This window comes from Desulfomonile tiedjei DSM 6799 (assembly GCF_000266945.1).
In the GTDB taxonomy this organism is placed as follows: Bacteria; Desulfobacterota; Desulfomonilia; order Desulfomonilales; family Desulfomonilaceae; genus Desulfomonile; species Desulfomonile tiedjei.
Genome location: NC_018025.1, coordinates 4,497,500 through 4,517,945 on the forward strand (window position 1 = coordinate 4,497,500; position 20,446 = coordinate 4,517,945).

The window sequence follows — 20,446 nt, forward strand, 5'->3', positions numbered from 1 at the left end:
AAAGGCAGGTTAGAGGGGATTTTCGTTTAACTTTGAAAGCAAATTGGTATCACACCGTATTGTATCCAAGCGATCCAGAAAATTACGAAACTTTCGACAGAATGAGCGGACCGTTATCCGTTACTGCAATGGAATGCTCGAAATGAGCAGAAAGTTTTCCGTCCGCGGTTACTGCCGTCCATTCATCCTGCAAAAGCTTTATTCTCCAGGTACCTTGATTCACCATGGGTTCGAGAGCCAGGACCATGCCTTCCTGGAGTCGCGGATTCCAGCCGGGCCCTCGATAATTGGGTATCTGAGGGGGTTCATGCATTTTCCGGCCTATTCCATGTCCCACGAAATCCCGCACCACAGAGAATCCATGCGATTCTACATACTCCTGAATGGCACCGGAAATGTCCATCAGTCTGTTTCCGGTTATTGCCATGCTGATTCCTTCGTACAGCGACTGCTCTGTCACTTCCAACAGTTTCTTCGCTTGTGGGGAAATCTCTCCCACAGCGAAGGTCTTTGCCGCGTCTCCGACAAAACCTTTGAACACTACGCCGACATCGATTCCCACGATATCTCCTTCTTCGAGAACCCGAGGCCCGGGGATACCGTGCACAATTTCTTCATTCACCGATGAACATATTGCAGCAGGGTAAGGCGTCTGATTCCGCATGCGATACCCCTTGAATGCCGCAACAGCCTTTGCTTGCTCGATCATCTTGGTTGCAATATCATCAAGTTCCCCAGTAGTAGTGCCGGGACGTATCGCCTCTCCAATAGCCTGGAGAATCTCTGCAACGATGCGATTCGGTTCCCGCATCGTTTCGACTTCCTTGCGTGTTTTCAAAATTATCATACCAGATTTCATCGCTCTGCCATTCAGTACATGTTTCGTGCAAGCATATCAGAATTTTTCCATCACGTAACTAGAACCCGTTCCGATTTTCGGCTCGAAGAGTCTCATCGCTGCCGATGAGTAAAGACTTCTCACTGGCAGTCCCGATTACTTAAAGGTAATCACTGCCATACCGCAATGAACCATGCCTATTCGTCTATAAATGGCAGCCGGGTTTCCAATTCCTGTATTCTGCGGATGAACTCTCTGATGGCAGCTTCCACTTCTTCCGACATCAAATGGATATCCTCATCCTGAGATGTCTCTCTCTGCATTTCGGTTGCTTCTTCCATAGCTGTGACCACTTCTTAGATTGTTTATCAACCAATAACTGTATCATTGCGTATTATTACACAAAACCTTATCTTATTCAACCCTTATTCGTAACCCATTGAGGTATCAGTGAAAAGTAATCTCACTTTTCAATGGGCCGACAGGACGAATGTCTTCTATTCAGAGTCCCCTGCGGAACAAATTATTGCAGCAGTTAAGCACCCTAGGACGAAACCTTTTTTCGGTCGAAAATTCGACCCGATTCTTTGTTCATAATAGAGAAAATAGTGAAATCATTCTGAATCGGAATTGACAACCGGTCCTCAATAGGCGATTATGATGCGGTTAGCCTCAAAACGATTGCCGTTACTGCATTCGTGTTCCAATTAAAGAATTACTGTAACAAGCCCCTGACCGGCCGCTTAATCTCACTTTCGGGTCAGGAGCCGCACTCTTGCTGGAGGAGACTCTTGCGATCATTTCTTTGGCTGAAGCAAACACACCTGAGTAGTTAACGGAGGTAAATCCATGGGTGATGGAGAGCGAAAAATTCTGGTCGTAGGTGGCGGGATAAGCGGAATGACCGCAGCTATCGAAGCCGCCGAAACCGGAGCGGAAGTAGTTCTTGTAGAGAAAAACCCGTATCTCGGCGGCCGCGTGGCTCAGCTTAATCAATATTTTCCCAAGCTGTGCCCCCCTTCTTGCGGACTGGAGATCAATTTCAGGCGCATTAAACAGAATGCGAACATTACGTTTCACACCCTTGCAGAAGTGCAGTCGATTTCCGGAGGACCGGGAAATTACGAAGTGACGGTCGCAATTCAGCCGCGGTATGTAAACGACAACTGCACAGCATGTGGAAAATGTGCTGAAGTCTGTGAAACCGAAGTGCCGAACGGTTTGAACTATGACATGGATAATGTGAAAGCCGCACGTTTGCCCCATGCAATGGCATTTCCGTTCAAGTACATGATTGCTCCTGAAATCATCGGCACGGATGAAGCAACGAAATGCGCAGAAGCATGTCCTTATGGTGCAGTTGACCTTACCATGCAGCCGACCACGCTGACTTACAACGTTGGAGCGGTAGTATGGGCCACCGGCTGGGATCCGTACAACGCTGCTAACGTGGATTACCTCGGTTTCGGAAGTATCCCCAATGTCATCACCAGCGTTATGTTCGAACGTCTAGTGTCTCCCGGCGGTCCCACAGGCGGCAAACTCCTGAGGCCTTCTGATGGGAAAGAAGTAAAGAGCGTTGCTTTTGTGCAGTGCGCAGGTTCACGAGATGAGAACCATCTGAAATACTGTTCCGGCGTTTGCTGTCTGGCCTCCTTGAAACAAGCCACGTATCTCCGGGAACGAGTATCTGACGGAAATGCATTCATCTACTATATAGACGTCCGAGCGATGGGAAAATACGAGGATTTCTATCTCAAGGTCAAACAGGATGAAAATATCGTCCTGACCAAAAGCAAAATAGCCCGCATTACTCCGGACCCAGAAACAGGCGGAGTCATTGTGGAAGGCGAAGACATCGGGCGTGGAGCAATGGTGAAGCAGAAGGTGGATCTCGCGGTCCTGGCTGTGGGCATGGTCCCTGGTACAGCCTCCGTGAAGCCCTCCCTCGAGATGGAATACGATGATTTCGGATTCGTCACCGCATCCGGCTCTTCGGGAATAATACCCGCAGGGTGTGTGAAAGCGCCCATGGAGGTGGCTGCTTCCCTGCAGGACGCGACAGCGGCGGCTCTTAAAGCGCTACAGTGCAGCATGGGGAGGTAAATGTTTATGGATCAGAAAATCGGTGTTTATATTTGCTCTGGCTGCAATATTGGAGAATCCATAGACGTGGACGCCCTCTCCTCAGTGGCCAACGAATTTTCCATAGCGAAATGCGAATCCAATCCTGCGCTGTGCGGCGAGGAAGGACTCGCTCTCATAAAGAAGGATGTTGAATCCGGAGAAGTGAACAGCGTTCTTATCGCTGCGTGTTCAGGCCGAGTCAAAACCGACGTCTTCTCCTTCGATCCCATGACCACTATTCTCGAAAGAGTGAATATTCGGGAACACGTTGCATGGTGTCAGCCCGCAGGCGCAGAAGATACCCAGATGATGGCTGAAGACTACATGCGCATGGGCATCACCAAGGTTGAGAAGACCACGCTGCCGAAACCCTATATCGAGGAAACGGACAAAACCATTCTGGTCATCGGCGGCGGTGTGAGTGGCATGCAGGCAGCGCTCGAGGCGGCTCGGGCAGGCTATCAGGTAAAACTCGTCGAAAAGGAACCGGAACTCGGCGGAAAGATGAGCACCTGGTACAAAAATACACCTCTTGGCGCACCCTACCAGGATCTTTCTGAAATTACCGTTCAGCAAACCATAGATAGTGTCAAAGCGAATTCCAATATATCGGTGTTCACCGGCACCACCACAGAGAAGATCAGCGGCGCTCCCGGAATGTTCGACGTCACGCTGAGCAACGGCGCAGGCACTCAGAGAATCGGGTCAATCGTGCTGGCGGCAGGATGGAAGCCGTACGATCCTTCAAAGCTGGAGCACCTCGCATACGGCAAATTCCCGGATGTGATCACAAGCGTGCAGATGGAAGAAATGGCCAAGAACGGCAAGATCACCTGTCCGTCTGACGGTTCGGAGCCTTCGGTAGTAGCGTTTGTGCAGTGTGCCGGTTCACGCGACGAAAATCACCTTCCTTACTGCAGTGCAGTTTGCTGCAGGGTGTCACTCAAACAGGCGGAGTACGTAAAAGAGCAGAATGAAGAGAACAAAGTCATCGTTTTCTACAAAGATATGCGTACTCCCGAACAGCATGAAGAGTTCTATCGAAAGGTCCAGAAAGACGGTGTGGTATTTGTCAAGACCGACACCGCCAATATTGCCATAGCAGAAGGATCGGAACGGAAGCTCAGTATAGAAGCGACGGACGAGTTGCTGAACGAGCCTGTCATGATGGAGGCCGATCTTATCGTTTTGGCGACAGGAATGCAGCCTGCCGTATTGGACGATCCGATTCTCAATCTGGAATATCGCCAGGGTCCGGCATTACCGGATCTCAAATACGGTTTTCCGGATTCCCATTTTGTTTGCTTCCCCTATGAGACCCGCCGAACCGGCATTTATACCGCAGGCTGCGTAAGGCAGCCCATGACTGCCACCCGCTCTGCAAATGACGGCGCTGGTGCAGCTCTGAAAGCTATTCAGTGCGTAGAAATGGTGTCCCAGGGCAAAGCCGTGCATCCGAGAGCCGGGGATTTGTCCTATCCGGAGCTGTTCATTCAGCGATGTACCCAGTGCAAACGTTGCACTGAGGAATGCCCGTTCGGCATGTACAACGAAGACGTCAAAGGGACTCCTCTGCCGCATCCTACCCGATGCCGAAGATGCGGAATCTGCATGGGGTCATGTCCGGAACGCATTATCTCCTTCAACAACTACTCCGTGGATATGATCGGCTCCATGATCAAATCCATAAACGTGCCCGACGAGTACGACGAGAAACCCCGAGTGATAGGGCTCATTTGCGAGAACGACGCGTATCCTGCGCTGGACATGGTTGGAATCAACAAGCTTCAGTATCCGCCCTGGGTTCGCTTCATTCCGGTCAGGTGTCTGGGATCCGTGAACCTCGTATGGATCGCAGATGCGCTCTCGAAAGGAATTGACGGTATCGTCCTGTTCGGATGCCGATATGGTGATGATTACCAGTGCCATTTCATCCAGGGCAGTGAGCTTGCGAACACCAGAATGAGCAAAATCAAGGAAACCTTGGACCGGCTGGTGCTGGAATCCGATCGCATCAGGTTCGAGCAGATCGCCATTGATGATTACGGCAAGATACCGACTATTCTGGAAGAGTTCGCAGCCAAGCTGGAGGAACTTGGGCCGAATCCGTACAAAGGATTCTGAGCGGCAATTCGAGCGAGTAACCACGGCCGTTACGGCTTAAAAATACCGAGGCGGCGGGCTTTTGCCGGACAGAGGGAAATTAGATCCCCAGTTCCGGTCACCCCTCCGCCACGAGTTCCAATCAGGAAAACAGAATGGAAACACGAGTACCTTTTCTTGAAGTGAGCGATGCGATTGTGGCATCCGGAGCGGACACTCTGTACTGGTGCATGCAATGCGGTCTGTGCACCGGCACGTGTCCATATCGTCTTGTGCCGGGCGAGGCTTCGGAGCAGTTCAATATACGGTGGGTTCAGCGACTCGGACAGCTCGGTCTCGAAGGATTCGAATCCGAAAATTGTCTGTTCGCCTGTACCACCTGCAGGGCGTGCATGGATCGTTGCCCTCGTGGCGTTGACATTATCGGTAACGTGAGGGGCATGCGTGGTATGCTGGCCGAGGTCGGCACGATTCCGCCAAGCCTGAAGCCCATTGCAGGAAGCCTCCATTCTCAGGGGAATCCCTGGTCAGGCGATCGCGGCAAACGTATCGATTGGACGAAGGACATCGATGTCCCGACCTTTTCTGAAGGCACCGAGTATTTCCTGTCGGTATGTTGCACCTCCTGCTACGACATGCGCAGCCAGAAGATCGCCAAGTCGGTTGCCAAAGCGCTCACCGCTGCAGGGATAAGTTTCGGCATCATCGGGAACGAAGAGAGCTGCTGCGGAGAATCCATCCGTAAGATCGGCGATGAAGCGCTTTTCCAGAAGCTCGCACAGTCAAACATCGAGCTGTACAACAGCAAGGGCGTGAAGAAGATCATCGTTACTTCCCCGCATTGCCTGTACACGTTCAAGAACGAGTATCCCGAGCTTGGCGGAGAGTATGAAGTGTATCATTACACAGAAATACTTGCTCAGGCGCTTGCAGGCGGGAAGCTGAAGCTCCAGGGAGACGCAGCCGGAACCGTGGCCATGCACGATCCATGTTATCTTGGCCGTCACAGTGAAGTGTACGACCCGCCTAGGCAGTTGATCGAGGCGGTTCCCGGTGCAGAGCTGAAAGAGCTTTCCAGAAACAAGAAAGATAGCGTGTGCTGCGGCGGTGGGGGCGGCCGAGTGTGGATGGAAACCAAAGCGGGCGAACGGTTCGCGGAACTCCGTATTCAAGATGCGGTTGATTCAGGCGCGAACACTCTGGTGACCTCCTGCCCGTACTGCATCACCATGCTGGAAGATTCCTGTAATGTTATGGGCAAAACCGATCAGCTCCGCGTGATCGATCTTTCCGAACTCATAGCCGAAAAATTGTAAGTCTAATCTCTTATTGGATGCCGGGAAGTCTCTCGTTGCGGAGATTTCCCGGGTTACCATTAAAATTCTACCTTTTACGTTTGCTTCTAAACAATTTTTGTTCTTCGAATATTGTATTTAATTGGTCATACTGTACTTTTGTTCAATGTTAAAATGTGACGATCGCGCTCTCAATGCTTTGTTTCTCAATAAATGTAACCATTTACTGAAGAACCGATCAGAAAAATAGACCGGACCCGGAGCCAATTTTTTTTCTTGACATCGAATTGCACCTCACTTACTGTCCATTAAACGGTTCAGTATTGATGTCTCCCAGATTATGTCATGCGAGACATAAGCCCTTAATTGGCAATATATGCGGAGACATCTGCTGCCGGTTGTATGTGTTTGTGATTTGTTATGAGAGGCCGCCCTGGATGGGTTGCCTACCGATTCTCCTACATCAGTATTCGCGTCACGAATAAAGGGATAGTCGACCGATTTTCCCAGTAGGTCGAGTATTGCCATCAATTATGCGAGGACCGCTCTTCTGACAGCCATGCATAATTTTTGGTGCTACTTCGTGAACACATACTGTGTAGATTCAATTACGCGTTCTTAACCAAATCAAAGCTTGCTGCAATTGCCGGTGCTAGATGTAATTCGAACTGTACCAGTAACAACAATGTACTTACGTCTACAGTTCCATTCGTGCGGAGCAATCCGAGTGGAGTAAAAAAATGAACGGAATAAGGGCGCTGCAAAGCATCTCTTTTGCCCGGATCTGGGTTTTCGTTGTTCTTCTCCTTTGCGTAACTGCAAGCACGTTAACAGCAGCAACCCCGGACCGGAACAATACCCCGGACTCAGGCTACAATTCGACACAAACTCCGCAGGACTCAGCCGCAGCCTCGCTGCTCGAGGCCGCTCTGACGCTTCTGTTGAAGCACGGGTACTCTATCGAGGGCCCCGTCCAGGTGAGCAAGGTTGGACCTTCTTCCCTCACAATCTTCACAGGAAAAGCACAGAACGTGGAGATCCTTCTCGCCGAAAAAAGAGTGACAATCAAGAATTCCGAAAACAAAGACATGACTTTGAGCGAAATTAAACAATTTTCCAAAGTTTACATCTGCCGCAAAGGCGATGAAGTGGTCATTCTCGTGCTCCCGAACAAGGAGAGTAGAAATGCTTAAAGCGGCCTATCTTAGAGTGAAGCTCTTCCTGTCACTGGCGACAGCAGCATGCCTCATCATGGGAGGCGTTCAGAGCGATTCCTGGGCGAAGTATTCTTCCTGCAATGTCCCTCCGGTGGTTGGGGCTAATCCGAAGCCGAACGTCATGATTGTTATGGACTATTCCGGGAGTATGCAATTTCCCGCGTATTACGATGATGCGTACCAGAATAGTTATTATAGTAATGGTGTCGCAAACTGCTATTACGTCGACTCTGATGACGAACCTCGCGTTCTTAAGACATACGCTCCGTCGACGTCGTACTACGGACTCTTCGAATCGGATAAATATTACGTGTACGAGACCGATGCATCGGCAAGCACTGAATATTTTCGGTTGGCCAATCCTCAGCCGGTGAATCAATACGCTTTTTCTGCCGAATCCCAGGACGGTGGCTCAGGCACCATATGGTTCACAGCCGCCGGGCACAATTTTCAGGTGAACGATCTCGTCGCCTTTTACGACCTGACAAGTCACAAGAGTCTCAATGGGAATGCCTACACTGTGACCCAGGTCAGTGGTTCTCGCTTCAAAATTGCCCGACCCTGGAACGGCAAAGCTGATAAGGCAGTGGGATATGCAATCAAACGAATTTACGGGACATTGGCTCCAGGATCCACCACGGGCGTCAGCGGAAATATTCTCAATTTCGTGAACACTTCGCGAACCGATGCTGCACTCAAGGCGCTTATTGGCGGACGATCCGTATGCGACAATGACTATTGTTACTTGACGGGCCAGGGTGCACGGAGAAAATTCGGCGACACTGGAGATCTGAAGGCTGATTTTTACATAAGGCCGGCCGGAATAGTGAATACAAGCGGAGCCACGACCAATGCCGCGTATCCGGATAACTATAGTACCGGCACCTACTATAAAGATAGCGGCGATAACGACCGCGATCTCATAATGTCAATAACCGGCCAATACTCGGGATCGACGGCTGCGGGTAGCCGGTACGGGGACAGGTATTTTGAGGAATGGACATTCACGTTAACGAAGAAAACCAAAGTGATAATGAGTCTTGATGGATCGTGGCCGGGATATGATTATTTGTCCATATATTCGCAGCCTCTTTATAATAATGGAACCGGAGACACATACAGGGTTGCGTCGAATAGCGGCAATACGGCCAGGATATCCTCGACCCTGAACGCGGGCACCTATTACGTCCGTGCTTCGTACAATGACAATTCCACCAGTACCTCTTACAAGAAACCTTACACAATTAAATCCAACGTCCATTTGACTGCCTTTCAACTATCCGGATTCCAGCATCTTGGGGCGATGGGCAGCAAAATAGAAGCCATTCCATGGGCACGCGTGCGGGTGAGGCTGGAACCGGAAGGCACAATCAAAGACACCCGAAAAGGCGTTATTCAGCAGTCCTTTTCCCGGGTAAGGCTTGGATTCATGTACTACAAAGGAGTAAACGGTCACGAGGGAAAGATTCTTGTCGGGTGCGACAACGAGAGTATGGACAGACTGATCAAAGCACTCGAAGGAGTCGGGTCCGGTGACGGACTCGATTTCACCCAGGTTTATCCTTATTATGGGACGCCTACGGGAGAAGCAATGCGGGAAGCGTACGACTATTTCAGGCAGGCCAACTCGGGCGGGGAGAGCAATAGTACGTTCATTGCACCCAAAACCGCTAAGGACCCGTATTATGGAGCCGTTACAGGGTCCAATGCGATTCCGATACCCTGTAGGAAGAGTTTCGTTTTGCTCATCTCGGACGGTGAATGGAATGGATCGTTGGAACCGGTTTTCCCAACGAAACAGATGCATACTGAAGATCTTCGAACTGCTTCGGAATTCGCTGGTAAACAGAATGCCGATGTATATTCCGTGTTCGCCTTTTCGCAAAGTGTGCAGGGCTACAATTCGATGAAAACCATAGCCATGTTCGGCGGGTTCACCGACATTCCGAAAACAGCAGGATGCCCCACACCCGATCCCACGGCCGGTTATCCGTACCCGGTAACCTATGTATCAAATTACTTTGACAGTAAGACTGATTTACCGTGGCCCGTAGCGAACTGTAACCCTTCGGGAACATATAATGAATGTTACTGCAAGGAATGGGATACCGTTTGGGACAGAGATGAAGACGGTACCACAGAGCAGAAAGGATTGCCGGACAACTACTTTGAAGCGGACGACGGAAGAAAACTGGAAGAAGCTTTACTAAAGATCCTGGAAGGCGTTGCAGCAAGAACAGGGGCGGCAAGCGCAGTCGCCACCGTTTCGCAGGAAGTCCGTACCTCGGATATCATCGTACGCGGGGTTTTCGAAGCCGAAGATCCTCGAGAGGGTAGATCCGGATCCTATCTTTGGAAAGGACATCTCGAGGCATATTTTCCTTTCGCAGTTGACGACAAAGAGGTCTACGATTTTGAAATACCGGCAAACCAGGGAAAATTGTGTACCGAGATCAATTCGTTAAACTGCTGGGACGGCGGCCAGATACTTGCCTCCAATGTTCCGGTGGACTCCGCGGGCAGGAACATCTTCACGTGGGATCCTGTGGCAAAAAAACAAAAACTGTTTGACACCACAAACATCACGAAAGATGACCTCTACGGTGCTCAAAGCGGCAGCTATACGGATGCCCAAAGGCTGGCCCTGATTAACTGGGTAAGAGGGGAATCTCAGGACCTGCTACGAGATCGCGAAGGATGGAAACTGGGCGATATTGTGTATTCCACTCCCGTGATTGTAGGACCGCCTAGGCTCGGTGATGTTTCCCGGCGCGATCCGCACGTGAACAAATTTCTTCAGTACAGAGATAAACAATCAAAGCGGCCGAAAGTGGTCTACGTTGGTGGAAATGATGGAATGCTCCACGCGTTTCTCATGTCTACAACTGAGGATGGGCTCAACTGGAAGGTGAGAAGGAGTGAGGATGGGCAAATCGGAAAAGAGATTTGGGCCTACATTCCAAGCAATCTTCTGACCGAATTAAAAGAACTTGCAGCTCCGACCTACGGCTCCACAGGATGCAAACACAGAACCATGGTGGACCTCTCAGCGAGATCCTGGGAAGTGTACATGAAATCCGAGAAGTATTGCAGCGCCTCGGAAAAAGACGACAATGACCGGTGCTGGCGAACGGTAATCGTTGGCGGAGAGCGAGGCGGAGGCGATCTATACTTTGGTATAGATATCACCGATCCGTTTGATCCGCATGTGCTGTGGGAATATTCGATTCTTAAGAACCGTGTGGTTGTGGAGGCCGCAGCTTCGGGAACCGACCCAAATTGTGTCCAGCAATGTAGGAGTAATTGTCAAAACACGTGCCTTACCGAATATAACACCTGTTACGATGCTTGCCGGGACTGGGGTTGGTCCAAGAAGTACTGCCGCAATCTCTGTACTCCTGAGCAGACGACATGCCAGACCACGTGTGAAGCTGGATGTGATGCAAAATGTACACTCCCTCCAGGGGACTTCAAATGCTACGTGCCATTTCGTGACGCTTACGAGAGCATAAAACTGCTTCCCATGTCCTGGTCACAGCCCTATTTGGGACAAGTCAAAATTCCGCCTTCTGTAAAATTCTACGTGGGCGACCCAAATCCTGTCACTGGAGGTGGTCAACCTTCCAATTATGTCCAGTTCACCACCGGTACGGATAAGGATAACGACAAAAGAGCCGTAGTATTCATGGGTGGAGGAATTCACATTTTTGACAAGACATTTGCTACGGAGCCGACAACGATACCTGGACCCGGGACTCCCCCTACCCAGATTTCGATGGATCGTTTCAAACTCGCCCTCTTCTGGCCCTTCCTCCTCATGATGGACATTGAAACCGGCCAAAACCTGTTTGAGTATGTGTGGCCTGTAGTGCTGAACAAGAACATCAACAATTTCAACGTAAAGACTGCCGGATCAAATACGATTCCTTATGCAATGTCGGATCCCCTCTGCCTCGACATTTGGGATCAGGAAAATGACACTGTCGGAGATGACGGCTACATAGACCGAATATACGTCGGGGATATGAACGGTTACCTGTACGGAATAAAGTTTAATCTCGACGATCGTTTCCCGAATGCTACCACCACAAACTCGAATTTCGGGATGCAAGTGGAAATCTGGCCTACAAAGCCCATTTCGGGTGACGACCTGGGCACAGACGATTACCGATCCGGATTGCAGCCGATTACAGTATCACCGGTGGCAAGTATGGAACCAATTGACACGTCGACTATGCCGGCTCTCCGAGTAATCTTCGGAACCGGAAAGTACGACGATGTCATGGAAGCTGATTCCGACAAACAGGATACTGCGAGGATGACATTGTACAACTTGAGAGATCCTATTATAACAACAAGCGGAGGAGTGACGTACGGCCTTCCGGTCATTGATCCGACAAACTCTCATCAGGTGTACGATTCGACTCACACGACAAACTTCAGGGTGCAATTCATCCCGAGGTGCGGTTTGCCCAACAACATCGTCTCTTTCAACAACAACTGCAATTGGATGAAAAACGCAACAGATGCGGATTGCTGTCAGAGTTCGTGCAGTTCGCCGTGTTACAAGTGTATATACGATTTGAGACACCCATGCACAACTAGCATGAATAACTGTATTTTCCCGACCGACTCGGTCACCGATAAACCGGGAGAAAGAATCATCGGTAAACCGTTGCTTGCAGGCGGAACAGTGTTCTTTACAACATACACTCCGCCTCACGATGCGTGCGGGTTCACAGGTAAAGGTATACTCTACGCCTTCAACTATATGTGTGAGGCGATGGAGGGCAATCCGTTCGATACCCTGGATACGGTTGCCGTGCCCGGGCCGGGAGGTGTAGATAATCCCGCCGGCTATGTGGCGGGTGAGCCTGTTACCGGGGTTCCTAGTAGGCCGGTTCTCGATTCCAGAGGTGAGAACGTGATCGTGCAAATGAGTGACGGCACACTAAAGAGGTACAAAGTCGATCTCGGTGACAACAAGCCGCTCCAGTTCAGAGGTTGGCGCGCGAGGTAAGATCGGGCCTCTGCCCGGACCCTTCGTGGCTTCCTTTTGCCAGGGGAGTAATCTCAGGATGACTCCCCATTTTTTTGTCTCTATCTCAAGGACCAAGACAGCCGGCGTAGGAAGGGGTGACAAGCGAGAACCGCATCAGTCGAATGTTTTCGCGACAGATGCGTTTCACCTGCCCCCACTAATATCTTATTGAAGCGAGGGGCAAACGTCAGAATTGCCAGCAATCGCTCCAGTACAGCTTCGACAAGAATCCGATCCCCTAGAGAAGCTGGCGTACAAAATTCGGCAGTGCCAGAGCCGCGCGATGAACGTCCGCGTTATAGTATCGTAGATCTTTTGTCGAAACTCCCGTGTCACGAGGCAGGCTCGTCAAGATGTCTATGGATTCCGAACAGAATGTGAAGGACCACATTCCTCCCGGATATGAAGGAATCACAGTAAGATACGGATTAGCCTTGTCCTCTCCGAAAACGTTCCGCAATTTCTTCACGGACTCGGAAAATACGTCAGCCATGAAAAGGGGGCTTTCGGTCTGGAGCACCGCTGCACCCGTTTTTTTCAGGCTTCTCTTTATGTTCTCGTAGAAGGGAATCTCATACAGGGTAACCCCGGGGCCGACCGGATCGGTGGAGTCCACCAACACGAGGTCAAATTCCTCGTTGAAGCGGCTTATGAATGCCGCACCATCCTCATTGAGCACTTCCACACGCGGATCGTTCAATCCTGCTGATAACGCGGGGAAATACTCTTTGCACGAGGACACCACCAGAGGATCTATTTCACACAGAATGACTGATTCTACGGAAGGATATTTCACTATTTCGGTTACTGCTCCCGCGTCCCCTCCACCGATGATCACGACTTTTCGAGCATTGCCGATCAAGGACATCGCGGGATGAACCAGCATTTCATGATAGATGAACGTGTCCTTTTCCGTGACCATAAAGCAGCCGTTCAGAATGAGCACTCTGCCCATAATGTCGGTCTCGAAAATCTCGACCCGTTGGAATTCACTCGTCTTGTCGAACAGCTTTCGGGAGTAACGGACCGAGAATGCTGTCGCGTCATTGTAAGCTTCGGTAAACCAATTCTTTTCATTTAGGGACATAGCACCACCGCCGCGAAGACAGCACCCACGCGCTTGACTGTGTGAGTGGCCGATATGCTTTTGATCTCTCGAATTTTGAGACCGCGGATTACTTCCATTCCTTCACGGACCATTTCCCTGCAGGCCTCTTCACAAATCGTAGCATCACCGAATCGGGAGCATTCCATGATCAATCCTGCACTGGTCGGGTCCTCCGGTATGCCTACAGCAACAGACGCGGATATTACCGCTCCGGGTTCGTATGCTACCAGCTCGCCATATGCGAGGGGGACCATCGATCCTTGCAGCAACAGGTAGGGTTCGATTTCTTCCGCTGCAGGTGGAAGAATGCTGCTCAACTTGATCAGATTCGTATTGCCGACTTTGGCGTCGAGCAGAGCGGCATCAAATGCATTGAGTCCAGTGGTCGCATCTCCTGCGCCGGATGTTAGAAAGAAATGTCTGGGAAGCGGGCCGAACATTGAATAAACCTCCTGAAATAGAAACACGGGTATATATACTCATTGCCAGGCATTCTTGTACACATTCTCAAAACCCCATTGAGCAGACTACTGCCTGCATTCGAAATCATCATGGGGATAATCGGACATCACGCCGGACGCTTGTATACGCACCGCAGATCGGAATGGAATTCTGGAATTTAGATCCGGAGCATTCCCCCAGTCAACATTCCGGTGTACGGTGCGAACCGTGTAAGCGGAAGGTACAGGAAAAAAGTTGAGATCGCAATTCCTGACGTGTCAACCACAACTTTTTTTGGGGTGTAAGGCTTCAGTCTCGGGCGGTGGTTTGAGAGTATTTTGTCTGAGCAGGGAGGATGCCGTTGAGCGAAGCGAACCGCATCGTTGATGCCAGAGCGTTTGAATGTCTGTCATTGCGAGCGAAGCGAAACAATCCGCTGAAGGTGCAGGCAAGTATCAGGAGATTGTCCCACGAGACGCGGGATCGCTCCGCTTCTCGCGATGACATGTCTCCTAACGTCGCACCTCCGTGGGTAATTGAAGGAACACTTCACCAGCGCCAACCATTCAGTTAAGCATGGGGAGAGGTTTCTTCAGCCTCGAAGGGGCTGCCCAACAGTAGCCGTGGGTGCAAACCCACGGAAGCGGAACGGCATATCCTTTGTCTTCATGACCCTGAAAGGGTCCACCAATGACATTTGGGAATCATTGCCTGTTGGTCGACCCTTTCAGGGTCGTTGAACCATGCTTATGGACATCGCGCTGTCCACGGGTTGACGAAAGTGTCTCAAAATTCTCGAATGTAGAACAAATCGTGCCACTATTTCCCATCTGAGTAGGGGCAGGTCTCGTGCCTGCCCTCCCGCAATGACCGGCACGGAGGCCGATCACTACCGGGCACCCACGAGGGCGCCCCTGCAATCAGGCCGGGAAGATGATGAGAATTTCGTGCCACGATCTGGGATAAATTTCGACTTTTGAGACAGTTTCTGACACCCGTGGCTACTATTGGGCCGCCCTTCCAGGGCGCAGAATCCCTAGTGCCCGCTCGTAACTGAACGATTACTTTGGGGGTAAACCTTTAGTTATTCAGGGAAGACAGACTCTCTAGATTGTCATTGCAGGGAGTGGAGACACCGAACAAGTCTCCGAAGAGTAAAATGATAATAGGGCGCATTTCTTAGCCGGGCATGTCACCATGCTCAGGAAACGCAGCCATGTGTTTTGGGGGGACTATTTCCCGGACGCGTCTCTTTCGCACTGCTGGATGATTTCTCCCTTGATCTGTTCAAGTTCGTCTCGTATTGCCTCTCGGCTTCCGTGAATGAACATTTCTGCTTTTGCAAGGCGATCCTGCAAAACCTGAATCTTCGGGAGCATAAAGAACATTCCAAAACCAGCCAATCCTACCAAGAGAATGAGGTTGAAAATTTGAATGATCCATATCCAGACGGAGGTTCTCGCCTCGGCTCTTGGACCGGAAGAGCTGGTTCGCACAGGGGGAGGAGGTTCGGTCGACTCTCCACGGGTCTGAGTCGCTGTCGCCGGTCGACTGGTTTGTTCCACAGCGGATGAATCCACAGGAGCAGATGGTGTTTGTTGAGCAGCAGGGCGGAGGTCTGCAGCGATCTTGATGGGCACTTTGTTGACGTCTCGAACGCGGCCCCCCTGGTACACTTTAATGGTGATCTCTTTTCCATCGAGTCTCGCGTATTCGTTCGCTGTGGGTTCGGGAATCAGCACGATGAAGATGCCGGAATCCGCTGCCACATTGAACTTGTCCCAGTTTTCTCGCGGAATCTTCGTCTGTTCGGGTTTTCTGATAATCTGAAAATACAGGAGACCCTTTTCCGGAAGCTCAACGCCGAGAACCTGATCCAGACCCGAGCGGTTGTCTACATTAAGGATCTCGCCTTTCTTGAAATTATTCTCGTTGAATACGATGACACTCTTATCAATGTTAAGGGAAACATCCCTGCCTGTGCCCATATTCACGGTTCTGGACTTTTCAGCGACTGATTCGGAGGAAACGAGAGGCTGATCGTCAAGGCTCATCGAGAAAAAATCGCTCACCGGCTTGTCACCGAACAGGCTTCGAGTCGTCGTCTTATCAACGAGTTTAAAACCGGTAGATTTTATAATTGAATCCTGAAAGACCCGAGTCTCGGGATTATATAGAGGACCTGCAAAGCGGACCGGTTTGGTCGGTTGATTGTTGGAATCGATCCATTCCAGCTCGATAAGCCCCACGTTTCGAATGAGGTTCCTGTTATTGGGGTTGAGCGTAAGGCTAAACGATTTGAACCTCTCCTGGGGGTCCACTTTCTTGACAAGGACTTCCTTGTTCTTGATGGTCACCGTGACCTTCGGAACGAAATTTCCTTGAGCGTCACGCAGGCCGTATGTCTCCCCGGCGGCATACAGAGGAACCAAGAACAGACCGAAAACGGCGAGTATAATCACAAAATGGGTCTTGAGACCGTACAAATATCGGATGGGTTTTTCGCTCATTATCTCTGCAAAAAAGTGAAATCTGCCCGGAAAATAATGATTTTTCCTAGACTTGCGGTATTTTACCAGCGAAACACAGGAAAATCAATCAATAAGTTTGAAGCAACGCCAGTGTTTTAAATATAATGTGTCTCCATGCAAATCAAACCAGAGAGGGAGAGCCTCAATGAATCCGAATAACCGCCCGATTTCCGAAAGATCCGCAACCATACCGCCATTCCTTGTCATGGATGTTTTAGAACGGGCTATGGAGATGGATGGAAATATCATACATCTGGAAGTGGGAGAGCCCGATTTCGATACCCCGCCCAATATCATTGAAGCCGGAATTGCCGCACTGCGCGCCGGAAAAACACATTACACATCCAGCGTTGGAATTCCGCAGCTTCGTCAGGCAGTGGCTCATCATTACGGACGCACGTACAACGTTGAGGTCGACCCGGCAGATGTGATCGTAACGTCCGGGTCGTCGCCTGCGATATTTCTCGCACTTGCAGCGCTGCTCGATCCGGGATCCGAAATCATCCTTCCAGACCCTCACTATGCTTGTTATCCGAATTTCATCCGCTTTCTCGGAGGAGTCCCCGTCTTTGTTCCCGCTGCGCCGGAAGAGGGATTTCAGATGAAGCCGGAGGATGTTGCACGGGCAATCACGAACAAGACTCGGGCGATTCTCATCAATTCGCCCTCCAACCCGTGCGGAACTTTGATGAATCCCGACAGAATGAAGAAGCTCGCGGACCTGAACGTTCCGATACTCTCGGATGAGATTTATCACGGCCTCGTGTACGAGGACACGGAGCATTCCATACTGGAATTTACGAGGAACGCCTTTGTTGTCAACGGGTTCTCCAAATTGTACGCGATGACGGGCTGGCGTCTCGGGTACCTGATCGCCTTACCGGAGTACTTGCGGCCCATACAAAAGATGAGCCAAAACCTCTTCATAAGTGCTGCGGACTTTGTGCAATGGGCCGGAGTGGAAGCTCTGAACAATACTTCCGAGGAAATCGGAAAGATGAAAGAAATCTTCAATCAGCGAAGACTGGCCATGATTTCGCGCCTGAAAAGCATGGGATTCGACATAAAAGTGGACCCTACTGCGGCTTTTTACGTACTCGCAGATGCACGACGTTTTGCGGCAGACTCCTACACCTTCGCCTTTGAAATACTCGAGGATGCAGGAGTGGGAGTAGCTCCGGGAATAGACTTCGGCGAAAATGCAGAAGGATTCATCCGCTTCTCCTATACAAACTCATTGGAAAACATCCGGACAGGGCTGGACAGAATCGAGCTGTACCTGAAACAACGCTTCGGCCCCACAACACGGGAAAGAGTTCCCGCCGCAGGTCAACCGTGAAGATAATCAGAGTTTTTGTCTCTCCCAACGAGATTGGTGGATCAATCGTCTCTTTTTCCGAGAAGAATTCGAAGTACCTGAAAAACGTTCTCCGCATGAAAACGGGTGATGAGGTGAAGGTCTTTGACGGAACTCGGGAGTATGCGGTCAGATTGACGACACTCCATCGCAACTCCGTGAGCGGAATAATATGCGACACCCAGTGCGTCGAGTGCGATCGACCGGATATTACCCTCGCTTTCGGCTGCATCAGGCCCGGTCCTATGCAAGAAATTCTGAGGCACTGCACAGAGCTGGGAGTGTCACGTTTCGTTCCCCTCCTGACCGCCCATTGCAGCAGAAAACCTTCCGAGAAAAAAGAGCGGTGGGAATCGACCGTTTCAGGAGCTTCGGCTCAGTCCGGGAGAAGTACCGCGCCCGCTGTTACGGAACCGGTTCTTCTCAAAATATTTCTCGATTCATTGCAGGGGAACGACACGCGTCTTCTCCTGTCCACCAGTGCAGATGCCGCTCCATTCTGGAGCATTATGGATGACCCGCTGGAAAGGATTACCCTACTCACAGGACCCGAAGGTGGATTTCAACCGATGGAGGAGGATCTTGCCACACAAAAGGGCTTTCGCTCGGTGAGTTTGGGTAGTGGAATCCTCCGGGCGGAAACAGCGGCGATTGTTGCTGTTGGAGCTGTTGTGCTGAGACGCGAGTTCATGAGGAAGTCCTGCGGGCCGATCGTATCTTAATTCTCTTGAGAATTTAAATACATACATCCTGCTGATCTGTTGATTGACGCTGCCTCGCGATCATGGTAAATTTTCCCTTAGTTTTGATCCGGCCGATTCTCTCAAGAGAACGACTATAGCAAAGGTGGGAACACCCAGAGACTGTAGTCGAGCACGTACGGCCGAGCAGGAAGCTCATCATAGAGGTTGCGGATGGCGACAATCGACATGAACGACTTGAACTCAACGGAAGACTTGCCGTCTGAGGAACAAGAGAGCTTTCTTCCTGCTTTCCCTTGCCGGAAAGCGATACTCCACGCGCTCCCTGAAATGATTCCCACACCTGATCTCGGGAAAAAAGATTTTATATCATGGGTGGACTCTACCTTGGAGAACCCGGATGAAATCTGGGAGAACCAGGGATTGTTGGATAATCGTTTTTTTCATTATGTGAGCTACCTGGAAACACGAGGAACTGTCCCGGCTTTTGCCGTGGAAATCTGCACGGTGGAAGACCCTGAGACCACCGAGTTTTGCCTGCTTTTGAAACAATCGGATCTGAATGAGATTCGAAACGGCAAGAACGTCTACTGCATGGCCAAGGAATGGGAGCGGGAGAAATTTGTCCGGGAGATGAACGATCGCGCCCTTACCAAATATGACGAAGAGAGTCTGGATGAGGCTCGAGAGTTGATAGATACGGCAATTCGTTTAAGCGGAAACGGGAGCGCGTACCTGTTCAATAATCGCGGCCTTATTTCATGGAAAATGGGCAAGATAGCCCAAGCGAAGAAGGATTTTATCGAATCGATCAAACTCGATGAAGGCAACGGTGATCCGTACTTCAACATAGGTTTGATCTACTTTGACGAATCGGACTACCCGCGTGCCCTCTATTATTTGCTGAGAGCAGTGGAAATAAACCCGGTGGATAGCCAGTTTTTGACGGAATTGGCGCATCTGTACCTGGAAATGGGTCGTGAAGAAGAGGCAATGCGCCTGTTTCAGGAAGCCTTCAAAAGCAATCCCAGCGACCCGCAGGTGGATTTTCATCTCGGCTATTATTTTCTCTACAAGAAGCACGAGCCTCGATGCGCCGTGAAGCATTTTGACAATGGGCTGCAAAAAGATCCTCACGACCAGTTTGCACTTGCAGATCTGGCCGTGGCACACTGGATACTTGGGAATCATAAGAAATCGCTGAAAATTCATAAAATACTGTGCAAGCATAATAGACTGATGCCCTATGCAATGAGCCGCCTCGTCTATTTGAATATGGAAATGGGAGATTACGAGGCAGCGCTGAATTACTATCAGGAAGCCCTGAGCCAAAATGAGCCTTTTGAGCCGGAATGGTTGCATTACAACGCCGCGTTGGTGTATGCAAAGACAGGCCGCCCCAGGCAAGCTCTGGACACTTTAAATCTTGCAGTGCGAGCCGGAGGGGAAGCAGTGGTGGAAAGAGCCATGTCGGAAAAGGCGCTTCAGGATCTTAAGCGTATTCCGGATTTTAAGAAAATTATCCGGCTCACTTCCAAACGCAAGAACAGATAAGCTGTAGAGCGGCGACACCGGATTATTGACAGAGAGAGAGGCACTTAAAGGACTTGTCGATTCCTGTGACAGGCGGGGAATCCTTCATACAGTCTTTTATCGGATACCGATTTCCTGATGAGCCTCACCGCAA

The 20,446-nt window shown here is 50.4% G+C and carries 14 protein-coding genes; 9 read left to right on the top strand and 5 right to left on the bottom strand.

The genetic code is table 11. From position 1 onward, the window contains the following. Positions 1-82: 82 nt before the first annotated feature. On the bottom strand, positions 83-847 hold the full coding sequence (map, locus tag DESTI_RS19160) for a type I methionyl aminopeptidase (RefSeq protein WP_014811623.1): 765 nt from the start codon (positions 845-847) through the stop codon (positions 83-85). Between the two features lie 188 nt (positions 848-1,035). Next, a complete protein-coding gene (locus DESTI_RS30880) occupies positions 1,036-1,179 on the bottom strand; it encodes a hypothetical protein (protein ID WP_157212208.1) in 144 nt (47 codons plus the stop codon). 508 nt (positions 1,180-1,687) lie between these two features. Between DESTI_RS30880 and DESTI_RS19165 the strand changes: the two genes are divergently transcribed. The 5 genes from DESTI_RS19165 (at position 1,688) to DESTI_RS19185 (ending at position 12,600) form a co-directional block, all read left to right on the top strand. After that, positions 1,688-2,944: a CoB--CoM heterodisulfide reductase iron-sulfur subunit A family protein gene (locus DESTI_RS19165; protein ID WP_014811624.1), complete on the top strand. Its 1,257-nt coding sequence runs from the start codon at positions 1,688-1,690 to the stop codon at positions 2,942-2,944. 6 nt (positions 2,945-2,950) lie between these two features. Continuing rightward, positions 2,951-5,089, top strand: coding sequence for an FAD-dependent oxidoreductase (locus DESTI_RS19170; protein ID WP_014811625.1), 2,139 nt, complete (start codon positions 2,951-2,953; stop codon positions 5,087-5,089). A 134-nt stretch (positions 5,090-5,223) separates the two neighbouring features. After that, positions 5,224-6,384, top strand: a complete 1,161-nt coding sequence (locus DESTI_RS19175) for a (Fe-S)-binding protein (RefSeq protein ID WP_014811626.1) — start codon at positions 5,224-5,226, stop codon at positions 6,382-6,384. A gap of 719 nt (positions 6,385-7,103) precedes the next feature. Beyond that, the gene (locus DESTI_RS19180) at positions 7,104-7,556 is read left to right on the top strand and encodes a hypothetical protein (RefSeq protein ID WP_014811627.1); all 453 of its coding nucleotides are present in this window, start codon (positions 7,104-7,106) and stop codon (positions 7,554-7,556) included. After that, on the top strand, positions 7,549-12,600 hold the full coding sequence (locus DESTI_RS19185; protein WP_014811628.1) for a pilus assembly protein: 5,052 nt from the start codon (positions 7,549-7,551) through the stop codon (positions 12,598-12,600). The genes DESTI_RS19180 and DESTI_RS19185 overlap by 8 nt, the downstream gene beginning before the upstream one ends. A gap of 259 nt (positions 12,601-12,859) precedes the next feature. On the opposite strand, the gene speE is transcribed toward DESTI_RS19185, so the two are convergent. Together speE and DESTI_RS19195 are read right to left on the bottom strand one after the other, a co-directional pair. Then, the gene (gene speE / locus DESTI_RS19190) at positions 12,860-13,708 is read right to left on the bottom strand and encodes a polyamine aminopropyltransferase (RefSeq protein ID WP_014811629.1); all 849 of its coding nucleotides are present in this window, start codon (positions 13,706-13,708) and stop codon (positions 12,860-12,862) included. Then, positions 13,699-14,169, bottom strand: coding sequence for a pyruvoyl-dependent arginine decarboxylase (locus DESTI_RS19195; RefSeq protein ID WP_014811630.1), 471 nt, complete (start codon positions 14,167-14,169; stop codon positions 13,699-13,701). Before DESTI_RS19195 ends, speE begins: the two co-directional genes overlap by 10 nt. A gap of 356 nt (positions 14,170-14,525) precedes the next feature. On the opposite strand from DESTI_RS19195, the gene DESTI_RS30170 reads away from it, so the two are divergent. Next, entirely contained in the window at positions 14,526-14,744 is a 219-nt protein-coding gene (locus DESTI_RS30170; RefSeq protein WP_014811631.1) for a hypothetical protein, read from the top strand. Positions 14,745-15,402: 658 nt separating this feature from the next. Here DESTI_RS30170 and DESTI_RS19205 read toward each other — a convergent pair. Continuing rightward, positions 15,403-16,680, bottom strand: coding sequence for a hypothetical protein (locus DESTI_RS19205; RefSeq protein ID WP_014811632.1), 1,278 nt, complete (start codon positions 16,678-16,680; stop codon positions 15,403-15,405). Between the two features lie 166 nt (positions 16,681-16,846). Here DESTI_RS19205 and DESTI_RS19210 point away from each other — a divergent pair, with 166 nt between their 5' ends. The 3 genes from DESTI_RS19210 to DESTI_RS19220 all read left to right on the top strand — a co-directional run bounded on the left by DESTI_RS19210 (position 16,847) and on the right by DESTI_RS19220 (position 20,313). Next, positions 16,847-18,040, top strand: coding sequence for a pyridoxal phosphate-dependent aminotransferase (locus DESTI_RS19210; protein WP_014811633.1), 1,194 nt, complete (start codon positions 16,847-16,849; stop codon positions 18,038-18,040). Continuing rightward, on the top strand, positions 18,037-18,780 hold the full coding sequence (locus tag DESTI_RS19215; protein ID WP_014811634.1) for an RsmE family RNA methyltransferase: 744 nt from the start codon (positions 18,037-18,039) through the stop codon (positions 18,778-18,780). Before DESTI_RS19210 ends, DESTI_RS19215 begins: the two co-directional genes overlap by 4 nt. Before the next feature lie 192 nt (positions 18,781-18,972). Next, positions 18,973-20,313: a tetratricopeptide repeat protein gene (locus DESTI_RS19220; protein ID WP_014811635.1), complete on the top strand. Its 1,341-nt coding sequence runs from the start codon at positions 18,973-18,975 to the stop codon at positions 20,311-20,313. The last annotated feature ends 133 nt before the right edge of the window (positions 20,314-20,446 follow it).